The 13274-nt window shown below is 76.6% G+C and carries 14 protein-coding genes, 1 tRNA gene and 1 pseudogene; 8 read left to right on the forward strand and 8 right to left on the reverse strand.

The features are described from left to right. Window positions 1-6: 6 nt before the first annotated feature. Entirely contained in the window at window positions 7-1416 is a 1410-nt protein-coding gene (locus tag ACI79E_RS03120; protein ID WP_456931082.1) for an FAD-binding oxidoreductase, read from the forward strand. Between the two features lie 110 nt (window positions 1417-1526). Beyond that, a complete protein-coding gene (locus tag ACI79E_RS03125) occupies window positions 1527-2918 on the forward strand; it encodes an FAD-binding oxidoreductase (protein ID WP_456931083.1) in 1392 nt (463 codons plus the stop codon). A gap of 48 nt (window positions 2919-2966) precedes the next feature. On the opposite strand, the gene ACI79E_RS03130 is transcribed toward ACI79E_RS03125, so the two are convergent. From ACI79E_RS03130 to ACI79E_RS03160, 7 genes and pseudogenes are all read right to left on the reverse strand, one after another. Next, window positions 2967-3506: a Clp protease N-terminal domain-containing protein gene (locus ACI79E_RS03130; protein ID WP_456931084.1), complete on the reverse strand. Its 540-nt coding sequence runs from the start codon at window positions 3504-3506 to the stop codon at window positions 2967-2969. Window positions 3507-3508: 2 nt separating this feature from the next. Next, on the reverse strand, window positions 3509-3745 hold the full coding sequence (locus tag ACI79E_RS03135; protein ID WP_456931085.1) for a helix-turn-helix domain-containing protein: 237 nt from the start codon (window positions 3743-3745) through the stop codon (window positions 3509-3511). 61 nt (window positions 3746-3806) lie between these two features. Further along, the gene (locus ACI79E_RS03140; protein ID WP_456931086.1) at window positions 3807-4115 is read right to left on the reverse strand and encodes a hypothetical protein; all 309 of its coding nucleotides are present in this window, start codon (window positions 4113-4115) and stop codon (window positions 3807-3809) included. A 13-nt stretch (window positions 4116-4128) separates the two neighbouring features. Then, window positions 4129-4590, reverse strand: coding sequence for a YbaK/EbsC family protein (locus ACI79E_RS03145; protein WP_456931087.1), 462 nt, complete (start codon window positions 4588-4590; stop codon window positions 4129-4131). Continuing rightward, window positions 4587-5555 (reverse strand): zinc-binding dehydrogenase, encoded by a 969-nt coding sequence (locus ACI79E_RS03150; protein ID WP_456931088.1) that lies wholly within the window; start codon window positions 5553-5555, stop codon window positions 4587-4589. Before ACI79E_RS03150 ends, ACI79E_RS03145 begins: the two co-directional genes overlap by 4 nt. Window positions 5556-5602: 47 nt before the next feature. Next, a pseudogene (gene selD, locus ACI79E_RS03155) lies at window positions 5603-6600 on the reverse strand (selenide, water dikinase SelD); the annotation flags it as partial. A 30-nt stretch (window positions 6601-6630) separates the two neighbouring features. Beyond that, window positions 6631-7200: a helix-turn-helix transcriptional regulator gene (locus ACI79E_RS03160; RefSeq protein WP_456931089.1), complete on the reverse strand. Its 570-nt coding sequence runs from the start codon at window positions 7198-7200 to the stop codon at window positions 6631-6633. A 62-nt stretch (window positions 7201-7262) separates the two neighbouring features. Between ACI79E_RS03160 and ACI79E_RS03165 the strand changes: the two genes are divergently transcribed. From ACI79E_RS03165 to selB, 3 genes are all read left to right on the forward strand, one after another. Further along, window positions 7263-7358: transfer RNA gene (locus ACI79E_RS03165), tRNA-OTHER, on the forward strand. 38 nt (window positions 7359-7396) lie between these two features. Next, entirely contained in the window at window positions 7397-8707 is a 1311-nt protein-coding gene (gene selA / locus ACI79E_RS03170) for an L-seryl-tRNA(Sec) selenium transferase (RefSeq protein ID WP_456931090.1), read from the forward strand. Between the two features lie 5 nt (window positions 8708-8712). Further along, entirely contained in the window at window positions 8713-10473 is a 1761-nt protein-coding gene (gene selB, locus ACI79E_RS03175) for a selenocysteine-specific translation elongation factor (RefSeq protein ID WP_456931186.1), read from the forward strand. Between the two features lies 1 nt (window position 10474). Here the strand turns inward: selB and ACI79E_RS03180 are convergent, their stop codons facing one another. After that, window positions 10475-10624, reverse strand: coding sequence for a hypothetical protein (locus ACI79E_RS03180; protein WP_456931091.1), 150 nt, complete (start codon window positions 10622-10624; stop codon window positions 10475-10477). A 100-nt stretch (window positions 10625-10724) separates the two neighbouring features. On the opposite strand from ACI79E_RS03180, the gene ACI79E_RS03185 reads away from it, so the two are divergent. From ACI79E_RS03185 to ACI79E_RS03195, 3 genes are all read left to right on the forward strand, one after another. After that, entirely contained in the window at window positions 10725-11099 is a 375-nt protein-coding gene (locus ACI79E_RS03185; RefSeq protein WP_456931092.1) for a PH domain-containing protein, read from the forward strand. Between the two features lie 206 nt (window positions 11100-11305). Next, window positions 11306-12526 carry a radical SAM family heme chaperone HemW gene (gene hemW, locus ACI79E_RS03190; protein WP_456931093.1) on the forward strand — a complete coding sequence of 407 codons (1221 nt, stop codon included), beginning with the start codon at window positions 11306-11308 and terminating at the stop codon, window positions 12524-12526. Between the two features lie 335 nt (window positions 12527-12861). Continuing rightward, window positions 12862-13188 (forward strand): TraR/DksA family transcriptional regulator, encoded by a 327-nt coding sequence (locus tag ACI79E_RS03195; protein ID WP_456931094.1) that lies wholly within the window; start codon window positions 12862-12864, stop codon window positions 13186-13188. Window positions 13189-13274 lie beyond the last annotated feature (86 nt).

A 13274-nucleotide genomic window follows, 5' to 3' on the forward strand; every position in this document is an offset into this window, starting at 1 on the left:
AGTCCCATGACCCGGCAACCGGTCCCGGCCAGCGCCCGGTCGCGGGCAGCGGGCCTCCGGGGCCTGTGCGGGGGCGCCGTGCACCTGCCCGGCGACGCCTCCTACGACATGGCCCGCTCGCCGTGGAACCTGCAGGCCAGCGACCACCCCGCGGCCGTCGTCTACCCCGCCTTCCCCGACGAGGTCGCCGAGGTGCTGCGCGCCGCGGCGGCCGCCGGGCTGACCGTCGCCCCGCAGGGCACCGGGCACGGCGCGCCGCCGCTGGAGGGCCGGCTCGCCGACGCCGTCCTGCTGCGCACCTCGGCGATGCGCGAGCTCTCCGTCGACGCCGAGCGCCGCACTGCCCGGGCGGGGGCCGGCGTCCTGTGGGGGGATCTCGCGGACCTGGCCGGCGGGTCGGGGCTGGCGGCCCTCCACCCGTCGTCCCCCGACGTCGGCGTCGTCGGCTACTCCCTCGGCGGCGGGATCGGCTGGTACGCCCGCCGGCTGGGCCTGCAGTGCAACGCGGTGACGGCGGTCGAACTGGTGCTCGCCGACGGCACGTTCGTCCGCGCGACCGCCGACCACGAACCCGATCTGTTCTGGGCGCTGCGCGGGGGCGCGGTCCCGCTGGGCGTGGTGACCGCGCTGGAGTTCGACCTGTTCCCCCTCGACACGGTCGTCGCCGGCTTCCTGGCCTGGGACTGGACCGCCGTCGAGCAGGTGCTGCCCGCCTGGGTGACCTGGTGCGCCGACGCCCCGGAGGAGGCGACGACGTCGTTCCGGCTGCTCGAGGCGCCGATGACCGAGGACGTGCCCGCCGAGCTGCGCGGCCGCCGGTTCGCCATGGTCGACGGCGCGGTGCTCGGGGACGACGCGACCGCCGCGGAGGTGCTCGCGCCGCTGCGCGCCCTGCACCCGGAGATCGACACCGTCGGCCGCGTCCCGGCGGCCACCCTGGTGCGGCTGCACCTGGACCCCGAGGGACCCACCCCCACGTACGCGAGCAGCACCCTGGTGTCGGACCTGCCCGACGCCGCCATCGCCGCCGTCGTCGAGGCCGCGGGGCCACGGTCGGGGACCCGGCTGGCCGCCGCCGAGCTGCGCCAGCTCGGCGGCGCGCTGGGCCGCCCCGACCCCGACGGCGGCGCGCTGTCGCTGCTCGACGGGCGGTTCCTCGCCCTCGGCCTCGGCCTGGGCCTGCCGGACGGCGGCGACGCGGCGCACTGGGAGCGCCAGCGAGCCGACGCGGCCCGCTTCCTCACCGCGTTGGAGCCCTGGGCGACCGGTCGGCACTACCTGCCGATGCTCGACGAGCGCGTGGACACCCGCAAGGCGTTCCCGCCCGGGGTGCACGCGCGGCTGTCGGCGATCCGCCGCGCGGTCGACCCGGGCGACCTGTTCGTCGCCGCCCACCCGGACGTCGCGCGGACCTGAGCCCGCTCCTCAAGCACGCCGCAACCCGGCTCTCAAGGCCGCCGCAGTCGCCCGCCAAGCACCGGGCGCCACGGTTCCTCCCGTCAGATCGACCCGACCTGGAGGACACCGTGACCCTCACCCTCGACGCCCCCGTCGTCATCGACCCGGACGTCAGCTACGACTCGCTCCGTGACCGGCTGACCGGCGCGGTGTACACCCCCGGCGAGCCCGGCTACGACGCGCTGGTCACCCCGTGGAACCTGGCGGTCCCGATGCGGCCGGCCGCCGTCGTCGACGCCCGCTCCGCCGAGGACGTCGTCGCCGCGGTGCGCTTCGCCGGCGAGCACCGCCTCACCGCGGGCGTGCAGGCCACCGGACACGGTGCCGAGAGCTCCCTGGCCGGACACCTGCTGATCGCCACCAAGGGCCTCGACGAGTGCACCGTCCACCCCGAGGGCTGGGCCCGGGTCGGCGCCGGCGTGAAGTGGGCGCGCCTGGTGCAGGCCGCCGCGCCGTACGGCCTGGCCGGTGTCAACGGCTCCACCACCGACGTCAGCATCGTCGGCTACACCACCGGCGGGGGCGTCGGCCCGATGGCCCGCACCTTCGGCATCAACGCCGACCGGGTGCGCGCCTTCGAGGTGGTCACCGGCGACGGCGTGTTCCGGCGGGTGACCCCGACCGAGCACCCGGACCTGTTCTTCGCGCTGCGCGGCGGCAAGGGCGCGGCCGGCATCGTCACGGCGCTGGAGTTCGATCTCGTCCACCTGCCGACCTTCTACGGCGGGGCGGTCTACTTCGACGGGGCCGACGCCCCGGCCGTCGTCGACCGCTGGCGGGACTGGGCCGACGCGCTGCCCGAGCAGGGGACGACGTCCTTCGCGCTGTTCCAGCTGCCGCCGCTGCCCGACGTCCCGCCGCCGCTGGCCGGCCGGTTGACCCTGGGCGTGCGGTTCCTCTGGACGGGCGACCCGGCCGAGGGGGAGCGGCTGCTGGACCAGATCCGCGCCGTGGCGCCGGTGATCCTGGACGACGCGCTGCTGCGGCCCTACACCGAGATCGACCACGTGCACGCCGACCCGGTCGACCCGATGCCGGTCACCGACCCGGCGATCCTGCTCGACGGCTTCCCGGCCGAGGCGGCCGAGCGGCTGTTCGCCGTCGCCGGGGCGGGCTCGGGATCGCCGCAGCTGATGGTCGAGGTGCGGCACCTGGGCGGGGCGTACGCCCGGGAGGGCGCGCACCCGACGGCGTTCGACCACCGCGCGGCGCGGTACAGCGTGCTCACGGTCGGGATGGCCGCGGACCCGCGCTCCCTGCCGCACGCGGCCGAGGTGTTCGCCGCGCTGGCCGACTGGGACACCGGCGGGGTGTGGCCCAACTTCGGCGTCCCGCACGACGGCCGCTCGGCGCGGCGCTCCTACTCCGCGGCGACGCTGGCCCGGCTGGCCCGAATCGTGGCGACCTACGACCCGATGGGCGTGCTGCAGGCGGGGCACTACACGCGGGCGCTCGACTGAGCCCACGGCGAGCGGCCCGGGAGCTCCGGCTCCCGGGCCGCTCGGCGGTCAGGCGGCCGGTTCGGCGGTGAGGTCGCGGCGCAGGCCGTCGAGGTCGACCCCGCGGTCGTGCAGCACCTTCATCGCCAGGCCCTCGCCCTCGCGGAGCAGACCCAGGGCGATGTGCGCCTCCCCGATGGTCTTCGACCCGGCCGCGAGCGCCTCGCGCAGCGACAGCTCGAGCACCTTCTTGGCCCGCGGGGTGAACGGGATGTGGCCGGGCGACTGCCGGCGGCCGCGCCGGGGGCTCAGCGCCCCCGGGCCGAAGGTGGCCTCGACCGTGCTGCGGACGGCGTCGAGGTCGATGCCCAGCGCGGTGAGCGCCTCGGCGTCGAGGTCGTCGACCCCGATCAGCGTGGTCACCGCGTCGGCGACGGCGTCGTGGGTGACCCCGTGGCGTCCCATCACCCGGGCGGTCGGCGTGCCGGGCTCGGCGACCAGGGCGAGCAGCAGGTGCTCGGTGCCGATCCACGCGTGCCGCAGCTCCCGGGCCTCCACCTGGGCGCGCACGACGACGTCCCGGGCGCTGGAGGTGAACCGTTCGAACATCGTCAGTCCTTCCGCCGCCGGAGCGGCCCGCGGCCGCCTGCGTACTTCTTGTGCACCGCCTGCCGGCTGACGCCGAGGAGCACGGCGATCTGCTCCCACGTCCACCCCTGCTCGCGGGCGTTGTCCACCTGGAGGGCCTCCAGCCGCTCCACCAGCACCCGGAGCGCCCGCACCGCCTTGAGCCCGACGGCGGGGTCGCGGCTGCTGGCGGCCGAGGCCACCTGCGTCGTGTCCGTCATGCCGTCAACTGTGGTTGACACTCTGGGCGTTTGTCAACCTGCTTTGACAGACGGGTGTGCGTCAGGCGCCGTCGTGCACGTCGAAGTGGGTGACGGTGACCTCGCGGTCGACCAGGTAGCGGTCGTCCTCGGGGTAGAAGACGGCGGCGGAGACGTCCTCCCCGGCGAACGCGCGGATGGCGTCGTAGGAGGTCCAGAAGCTGAGCGTGACGACCTCGGTCCGCCCGTCGTCCAGGTCGCGCAGCAGCATGTGCGCCCCCTGGTTGCCGGGCGTCCGGCGGTAGTGCGCGATGCCGGTCGCCTCGATGTAGTCGGCGTAGGCGGCGCGGTCCTCGGTGCGGACCCAGCCGCGCCAGATGCGGGCGATCACGGCGCTCCCTCCCTCAGGCGACCCTTGCCTCCTGGCCGCCGGTCAGCCGCAGCAGGTCGGCGTAGGTCACGGAGAACATCGTGTGGTGGTCGCCGCCGCCGGCCCAGAGCAGCGGGTACGCCGCGAGGTCGACGTCCACCACGGTGGGCAGCGGCGCCGGGTGGCCGGTCGGGGCCACCCCGCCGACCTCCTGACCGGTGGCCGCCGTGACGAACGTGCTGCTCGCCCGGCGCACCCGGCCCGAGCCCACCAGCGCCGCCACCTTGCCGGTGTCGACGCGGTGCGCACCGCTGGCCAGGACCAGCAGCGGGGCGCCGTCGGCGTCGAAGACCAGGCTGTTGGCGATCGCCCCCACCGCGCAGCCGAGCGCCTCCGCCGCCGCGGCCGCCGTCGGCACGGGGACGTCGAGGCGGCGCACGTCGGCCTCGACGCCCGCGGCCTCCAGGGCGGCGACCACCCGGTCCACGGGGCTCACGGCAGCGTGAAGACGATCTTCCCGGCGGTCCGGCCCTGCTCCATCCGCTCGAAGCCCTCGCGCGCGTCGCGCAGCGGCAGCTCGACGTCGATCACCGGGCGGACGCCGGTCACCGCGCACATGCGCACCAGCGACTCCAGCTCGTCGCGGGTGCCCATCGTCGAGCCGATCACCGACAGCTGGGTGAAGAAGACCCGGTTCAGCTCCGCACCCGGGTTGAAGCCGGTGGTCGCGCCGCACGTGACGATGACGCCACCCGGACGCAGCGACTTGACGCTGTGGCTCCAGGTCGCCTCGCCGACGCTCTCCATGACGCCGTCCACCCGCTCGGGCAGCCGCGCGCCGGTCTCGAAGGCCTGCTCCGCACCCAGGGCGAGCGCGGCCTGCCGCTTCTCCTCGCTGCGGGCGGTGACCCACATCCGGTACCCGGCGGCGCGACCCAGCGCGACCAGGGCCGTGGCGACGCCGCCGCTGGCGCCCTGCACCAGCACCGTCGCCCCCGGCCGCAGCCCAGACTTCACGAACAGCATCCGGTAGGCCGTCAGCCAGGCGGTGGGCAGGCACGCGGCCTCGGCGAAGGAGAGCTCGGCCGGCTTGGGCACCAGGTTGCGCCGCGGGACGGCGACCCGCTCGGCCATCGTGCCCTGGTGCAGCTCCGAGAACAGCGAGCGCTTGGGGTCCAGCGTCTCGTCGCCGGTCCAGCCCGGGCTGGCGACGACGCCGTGCACGATCACCTCGTTGCCGTCCTCGTCGAGCCCCGCGGCGTCGGTGCCGAGGACCATCGGCATCCGCTCCTCGGGCAGGCCGACCCCGCGCAGGCTGAACAGGTCGTGGTGGTTCAGCGACGCGGCCCTCACCTGCACCGTCGTCCAGCCGTCGGGCGCCTCCGGCTCGGGGCGCTCACCGATCTCCAGCACGGAGAGCGGGTCCTTCGGGGCGGGCTTCGAGACGAAGGCAGCGAGCATGCCCGGACCGTAACGGAGGTCACCGACCTGCTGCGACGTGGTCCCCGGACGGCCCGGCTCAGCGGACGACCACGACGGCTTCCTGCCGCGGCACGAACTCGCCGATCACCGGCGCGCCCGGGACCTCCCCGCCCAGCAGCAGCCCGCCGGAGGTCTGCGCGTCGGCCAGCAGCAGCGCCTCGTCCTCGGAGACCGCCGACAGGTCGGCGTGCGGGCGCACCCAGTCCAGGTTGCGGCGGGTGCCGCCGGAGACGTGACCGTCGGCCAGCGCCTGGCGGGCACCGGTCAGGTAGGGGACGGCGGCGGCGTCGACCACCGCGGTCACCCCGCTCGCCCGCGCCATCTTGTAGAGGTGCCCGAGCAGGCCGAAACCGGTGACGTCGGTGCCGGCGCGGATGCCGGCGGCGACCGCGGCGCGCCCGGCGTCCCGGTTCAGCGTGGTCATCGCGGCCACCGCCTCCTCCGACACCTCACCGGTCGCCTTCATCCGGCTGTTGAGCACCCCCACGCCCAGCGGCTTGGTCAGGGACAGCGGGGTGCCGGCGACGGCCGCGGAGTTGGTGATGAGCCGGTCGACGTCGACCACCCCGGTCACCGCCATGCCGTACTTGGGCTCGGGGTCGTCGATGGAGTGCCCGCCGCCGACGTGGCAGCCGGCCTCCTGGGCGACCTCCAGCCCGCCGCGCAGCACCTCGGCGGCGAGCTCGGCGGGCAGCACGTCCCGCGGCCAGCCCAGCAGGTTCACCGCGACGACGGGGGTGCCGCCCATCGCGTAGACGTCGGAGAGCGCGTTCGCCGCGGCGATCCGGCCGAAGGTGTACGCGTCGTCGACGACCGGGGTGAAGAAGTCCGTGGTGAGCACCAGCCCCTGCCCGCCCGCGATGCGCACCACGGCGGCGTCGTCGCCGTCGTCCAGCCCGACGACGAGCTCGGCGGCCGGGTCCCGCGGGCCGGCGGCGGTCAGCCCGGCGACGACCTGCTCGAGCTCGCCGGGCGGGATCTTGCAGGCGCAGCCACCGCCGTGCGCGTACTGGGTGAGCCGGATCCGGGTGGGAGTCGTGGTCACGCCCCGAATCTAGGCGCGGCCGCCGGGCAGCACCCGCAGCCGGGGCGGCGGCGCCGGCCGGCCGAGGCGCCGGCCGGCCGGGTGGGTCTCGGCCGGCGGGGCGCCCAGCTCCGGCAGGTCCCGCCGCGGGGCGGTCTCCCCGGTGGGCTCGACGGCCTCGATGCGGTCCTCCCGGAACCAGCGCAGCGCCTGCCGCTCCCGGCACCAGGCCACGAGGAACCAGTGCCGGCCGCTCCGGGCGAGCAGCTGCGGCTCCACCGCACGGCGCGAGACGGCGCCGTCCCCGTCGCGGTAGCGGAGGGCGAGCACCCGGCGCCGGGCCAGTGCCTGCTCGACGGCGGACCGGACGCCGGCGGCGCGGCGGCTGTCCGCGCTCACCCACCGCGCCGAGGCGGCCAGCCCGGCACGGCGCCGCGGATCGGGTTCGAGGACGTCGAGGACCTTCTCCAGCGCCGTCCGGCCCGCGGCGGCGTAGGGGCCGTCGGGCCGGGCGGCGAGCGCGGTCACGACCGCCGCCGCCTCCTCCGGGGTGAGGGACAGCGGCGGCAGCGTGGTGGAGCGGGGCTCGGTGCTCGTCACGGTGCGGATGCTGGCAGGCACCTCCGACAGTCCCGGCCGTCCCGGGACGTAGGCTGCTCCGCGGAGGCGTCAGGGCGCCTGGTGGCCCCCGCGGCCTCTAAAGCCGACGTGGCCGAGCAGCTCGGTCAGGCGGGTTCGATTCCCGTCCGCCTCCGCCATCAACCCGTGCGCGGGTCGGCGCCTACGCTCCGCAGCGATGAGCGCCGACCCGCGGCGGCAGGTGCCCCGCACCGACACGCTGCTCGCCGACCCCGAGCTCGCCCCCGCCCTCGACCGGCTCGGCCGGGACCTGGTGAAGGCCGTCGTCCAGCAGGTGCAGCAGCGGATCCGCGACGGCGCGGTCGCACCCGCGGACGCCGTGGCCGCCGTCCTGGCCGGCCTCCCCGCGACGGCGAGCAGCCTGCAGCCGGTGCTCAACGCCACCGGCGTGCTGGTGCACACCAACCTCGGCCGGTCCCCACTGTCACCGGCGGCGGTCGCGGCCATCGCCGCGGCCGCGGGCACCACCGACGTCGAGCTCGACCTCGGCACCGGGCGCCGCGGTCCCCGGGGCGAGGCGGCGGTCGCCGCGCTGCTGGCCGCGGTGCCCGCGGCGGAGGCGGCGATCGTGGTCAACAACTGCGCCGCGGCCCTCGCCCTCGTCGCCACCGCGCTCGGCGGCGAGCTGGTCATCGCCCGCGGCGAGCTGGTCGAGATCGGCGACGGGTTCCGCATCCCCGAGCTGCTGGTGGCCACCGGGGCCCGGCTGCGCGAGGTCGGGACGACCAACCGGGTGACCCTCGACGACTACCGCGACGCCCTGCACGAGGAGACCGGCGCGGTGCTGAAGGTGCACCCCTCCAACTTCGTCGTCCGCGGGTTCACCCGGGCCGTGCCCGTCGCCGAGCTCGCCGCCGCGCTGTCGGGCAGCGGCATCCCCCTGGTCGCCGACGTCGGCTCCGGGCTGCTGCGCCCGCACCCGGCGCTGCCCGACGAGCCGGACCTGCAGACCACCCTCGCCGACGGCGCCGACCTCGTCCTGGCCAGCGGCGACAAGCTGCTGGGCGGACCGCAGGCCGGGCTGGTGCTGGGCCGGGCGGCCCTGGTGGAGCGCCTGCGGCGGCACCCGCTCTACCGCGCGCTGCGGGTCGACAAGACGACCCTGGCCGCGCTGGAGGCGACGCTGCGCGGCCCGCTCCCGCCCGTGCAGGAGATGCTCGCCGCGGACGTCGCCGCGCTGCGCCGGCGGGCCGAGGCCCTGGCCGCGAGGCTGGCCGCGGCCGGACTCGACGCGCGGGCGGTCGACTCCGAGGCGCGCGTCGGCGGGGGAGGGGCCCCGGAGCACCCGCTGCCGAGCGCCGCGGTCTCCCTGCCCGCCGGCCTCGCCGAGCCGCTGCGTGCCGGGACGCCGCCGGTGGTGGGCCACGTCGCCGGCGAGCGCACCCTGCTCGACCTGCGCAGCCTGCCCCCCGCGGCGGACGACACCCTCGTCGGTGCGGTGCTGGCTGCCGCGGGGTGCCGGCGGTGACCGGCATGGACGTCATCGCCACCGCCGGCCACGTCGACCACGGCAAGTCCACGCTGGTCCGCGCGCTCACCGGCATGGAGCCCGACCGGTGGGAGGAGGAGCGCCGCCGCGGGCTCACCATCGACCTCGGCTTCGCCTGGACGACGCTGTCCTCGGGCCGGCGCCTCGCGGTCGTCGACGTCCCCGGTCACGAGCGGTTCATCGGCAACATGCTGGCCGGCGTCGGCTCGGTGCCCGCGGCCCTCGTCGTGGTCGCCGCCGACGACGGCTGGTCGGCGCAGACCGCCGAGCACGTCGCCGTCCTGGACGCGCTGGGTGTCCGGCACGGGCTGCTCGCCGTCACCAAGGCCGACCTCGCCGACCCCGCGCCGGTGCTGGCCGACGTCCGCGAGCGCCTGGCCGGGACGTCGCTCGGCCGGGTGCCCGGGGTCGCGGTGAGCGCCGCCACCGGTGCCGGCGTGCCGGAGGTCGCCGCCGCGCTGGAGGCCCTGCTGGCGGGCCTGCCCGCACCGGACCGGGGGGCCCCCGTGCGCCTGTGGATCGACCGCGCCTTCCCCATCAGGGGCGCCGGCACCGTGGTCACCGGCACCCTGGCCGCGGGCACCGTCGCGCCGGGCGACCGCCTGCAGCTGGGCGACCGGGAGGTCGGCATCCGCGGCGTGCAGTCCCTGGGGCAGCCGGTGGAGCGGGCCGAGGCCACCGCGCGGGTGGCGCTGAACCTGCGCGGCGTCGCGGTCGAGGACATCGCGCGGGGCGAGGCGCTGCTCACCCCGGGCGCGTTCCGCTCCACGGTCGACGTCGACGTCACCCTCGACGCGGGCGGCTGGGCTGCCGGGGACGAGGCCCGGCTGCCGGCCGAGGTGGTCGTCCACGTGGGTTCCGCGGCCGTCGGCGCCCGGGTGCGCCCGCTGGAGGGGACGGCGGTGCGGCTGCGGCTGGCCACCCCGCTGCCCCTGCGGATCGGCGACCGGCTGCTGCTGCGCGACCCCGGGGCCCGCCGGGTGATGGGCGCCGACGTCCGCGACGTCGACCCGCCGGAGCTGCGCCGCCGCGGTGCGGCCCGGCAGCGCGCCGCGGAGCTGGCCGCCCAGCCCTCGGGCGCGGCCGGCGCCGCGGCCGACCTCGCCCGCCGCCGCATCGTGCGCGCCGCCGACTTCACCGCGATGGGCTGGCCGGTGCCGGAGGGGGCCACCGCGGTCGGGCCCTGGCTGCTCGCGCCCGGTCTGGTCGACGAGCTCGCCGCCGCGCTGCCCGGGGTGGTCGGCCGGTACCGGCAGCTGCGCCCGCTGGAGGCGGGGCCCCCGGTGGCCGTCGTCCGGCGGGCCCTGGAGCTCCCGGACGACGAGCTCGTGCCCGCCCTCGTGCGCCCGCCGCTGGCCCTGCGCGAGGGCCGGGTCGCCGTGGCCACCGCCGGGCTGCCGCCGCGGGTGCAGCAGGCCGTCGACGCCGTCCGGGCGCGGCTGGCCGCCGACCCGTTCGCCGCACCGGAGGCCCCCGACCTCGCCGCCGCGGGGCTGGGACCGCGGGAGCTGGCCGCCGCCGTCCGCGACGGTCAGCTGGTGCGGATCGCCGACGGGGTCTACCTCGCACCCGGCGTGGAGCAGGTGGCCCGGGAGCGGCTGGCCGGGCTGCCGGCGCCGTTCACCCTCAGCCAGGCCCGCTCGGCGTGGGGCACCACCCGGCGGGTCGCCGTCCCGCTGATGGAGTGGCTCGATGCCCGCGGCGTCACCGAGCGGCTACCGGACACCACCCGCCGCCTCCGGTAGGTCAGCCGCCGGCCTCGCGGAGGAACACCTCGCGCTCGTCGCTGGCGTCGGGGGCCGGGACGGGGGAGGTGTCCACGGTCTCCACGGTGTCCGCCGGCTGCACCGACTCCGGCAGCCGCCGGTAGCGCTCCCGGTCGTCGGGCTGGGTCATGGGCGCAGCGTGCCCGCGACCGCGGCCGCCGGGCAAGAGGACGCCCGGTGCGCTCCGCGTGGCAACTCACCGCCGCCTGTCGCCGACCTACCGTGACCGGGTGATCGACTTCGCCAACGGCTCCGTCTTCAAGCTCAACCCAGCGAACCCGCAGGACATCGGCCCGGAGGTGGCTCCGCTGCTGATCCAGGGCGAGCAGATCGTCGCCTGCTTCAAGGCAGTGCGGGATTCCGTCGTCTTCACGAACAAGCGGTTGATCGCCGTCAACGTGCAGGGCATGACCGGTCGCAAGCGCGACTTCACCTCCTTGCCCTACAGCAAGGTCCAGGCCTTCTCGATCGAGACAGCTGGCACCTTCGACCTCGACGCCGAACTCGACCTGTGGTTCAGCGGGCTGGGCAAGGTCCGGCTGGAGTTCAAGGGCAACGCGGACATCCGTGCGCTCGGGCAGATGATCGCCTCCTACGTGCTCTGACGCTCTCCGGAGGCGACACGTCGTGTCCGGGGAGCTCGTGCTCTGCCCACCGCGGTGGGCAGAGCACGAGCTTCCCGGGAACGAGGTGCCGCCCCCCCGCCCGGTCGCCGGCGGGCGCCCACGGCGGCCCGCACCGTGCGGCCGGGGCCGACGTCACGTGCCGCACCCGGCCGGGTGGTGGCGGTCGCGCGGCACACTGGGACCAGATGAACACCGTCCTGCCGCTGCTGGAGTCGCCCCCGCGTTCCTGGCACCTGCCCGACAGCGCCCGCGAGCACCTGGCCACCACGCCGTTCGGGCTCTACGTGCACGTGCCGTTCTGTGCCACCCGGTGCGGCTACTGCGACTTCAACACCTACACCGCCGAGGAGCTGGGCCCGGGCGCGAGCCGCGCGGAGTACGCCGGCACCGCGATCGCCGAGCTGCGCCTGGCCGCCGCGACCCTCGGCCCCGACCTGCCGATGGTCTCCACCGTCTTCGTCGGTGGCGGCACGCCCACGCTGCTGGCCGCCGACGACCTCGCCGCCGTCCTCGCCGCGGTCCGCGAGCTGTTCCCGGTCGCCGACGACGTCGAGGTGACCACCGAGGCCAACCCGGAGACCGTGACCCCGGGGAGCCTGGCCCGGCTGCGCGAGGCCGGTTTCACCCGGGTCAGCCTCGGCATGCAGTCCGCGGCCGAGCACGTGCTCGCCGTCCTCGACCGCCGGCACACCCCGGGCCGGGCCGCCGAGGCGGCGCGCGAGGCGCGGGCCGCGGGCTTCGAGCACGTCAACCTCGACCTCATCTACGGCACGCCCGGCGAGTCCGACGCCGACTGGGCCACCTCGCTCGACGCCGTCCTCGCCGCCCCGGTCGACCACGTCAGCGCCTACGCGCTCATCGTCGAGGAGGGCACCCGGCTGGCCCGCCGGATCAGCCGCGGCGAGCTGCCCATGCCCGACGACGACGTCCTCGCCGACCGCTACGAGCAGGCCGACGCCACCCTGCGCGGTGCCGGGTTCGACTGGTACGAGGTGTCCAACTGGGCGACCGGCGACGCCGCCCGCTGCCGGCACAACGAGCTGTACTGGGCCAACGCCAACTGGTGGGGTGTGGGCCCCGGCGCGCACAGCCACGTCGGCGGGCTGCGCTGGTGGAACGTCAAGCACCCGGCCGCGTACGCCGGGCGGCTGCTGCAGGGCGACAGCCCGGCGCAGGACTCCGAGCTCCTGGACGACGACGACCGAGCGCTCGAGACGATCATGCTCGGCCTGCGGCTGCGGGAGGGGCTGGCGCTGACCGCGCTGTCCGACGCCGGCCGGGCCCGCGCCGCCGACGCCGTCGTCCGGGGCCTGCTCGACCCCGGTGCGCACGCCGGTGGCCGTGCCGTCCTCACCGACCGCGGGCGGCTGCTCGCCGACGCGGTCGTCCGGGAGCTGACGGACTAGTTCCGTTCGACCCCCTCGCGGGCTATGGTGCCCGTTCCGGCAACGGCGCCGGATCGGTCCAGGGGGTGGTCAGCAGTGGTCACACGCACGTCCCCGCACGCCCTCGGACGCCTCCGATCCGCCGTTCCGCCGATGCAGCTCTCCGGCGGCATGCTGCTCGCCCTGGCGATGAACCGCCGCGCCCGCGGGCTCCGCGGCCTCGACGTCCTCCGCCGCAGCCAGGACAGGGCCCCGCCGCACTCCTCCTGACTCCGTCCCGGAGTCACACCGGCCCCGCCCTGACGCGCACCGCTCCGGTGACCGCGTCTCCCCGTGTTGCCCGAGGAGTCCACGCCATGACCAGCACCATCCCCGCCCCCGTCCCCGCCACCGGCGACTCGCAGTGGGAGCACTTCCGGGTGCGTCTGGAGAAGCAGCGCGCCGAGTGCGTCAAGGAGCGCGAGCTCGCGCTCCTCGACACCGTGCAGTCGCTGCCCGACGACGTCGCGGTGACCCGCGCGGCGAGCCTGCAGCGCACCATCGAGGACATCGACGCCGCGCTGGCCCGCATCGCGGCGGGCACCTACGGCACGTGCGTGGGCTGCGGCACCGCCATCCCCGAGGAGCGGCTGGAGCTGCGGCCCTTCGCCACCGGGTGCGTGGCCTGCTCCCAGCGCCGCTGACCCCCGCCGCACCTCCGCACGGGCACCGCCCGGCCGGGCGCCACCGCGCCGGCCGGCCCGGAGGCGTGCCCGGACGGACCGATCTC

The organism is Geodermatophilus sp. SYSU D00079, from assembly GCF_054050635.1.

Coding starts and splice junctions, on each gene's coding strand:
- ACI79E_RS03120 (WP_456931082.1), top strand. CDS start 7: ATGACCCGGCAACCGGTCCCGGCCAGCGCCCGGTCGCGGGCAGCGGGC.
- ACI79E_RS03130 (WP_456931084.1), bottom strand. CDS start 3,506: ATGTTCGAACGGTTCACCTCCAGCGCCCGGGACGTCGTCGTGCGCGCC.
- ACI79E_RS03135 (WP_456931085.1), bottom strand. CDS start 3,745: ATGACGGACACGACGCAGGTGGCCTCGGCCGCCAGCAGCCGCGACCCC.
- ACI79E_RS03150 (WP_456931088.1), bottom strand. CDS start 5,555: ATGCTCGCTGCCTTCGTCTCGAAGCCCGCCCCGAAGGACCCGCTCTCC.
- selA (WP_456931090.1), top strand. CDS start 7,397: ATGAGCGCCGACCCGCGGCGGCAGGTGCCCCGCACCGACACGCTGCTC.
- selB (WP_456931186.1), top strand. CDS start 8,713: ATGGACGTCATCGCCACCGCCGGCCACGTCGACCACGGCAAGTCCACG.
- ACI79E_RS03180 (WP_456931091.1), bottom strand. CDS start 10,624: ATGACCCAGCCCGACGACCGGGAGCGCTACCGGCGGCTGCCGGAGTCG.
- hemW (WP_456931093.1), top strand. CDS start 11,306: ATGAACACCGTCCTGCCGCTGCTGGAGTCGCCCCCGCGTTCCTGGCAC.
- ACI79E_RS03195 (WP_456931094.1), top strand. CDS start 12,862: ATGACCAGCACCATCCCCGCCCCCGTCCCCGCCACCGGCGACTCGCAG.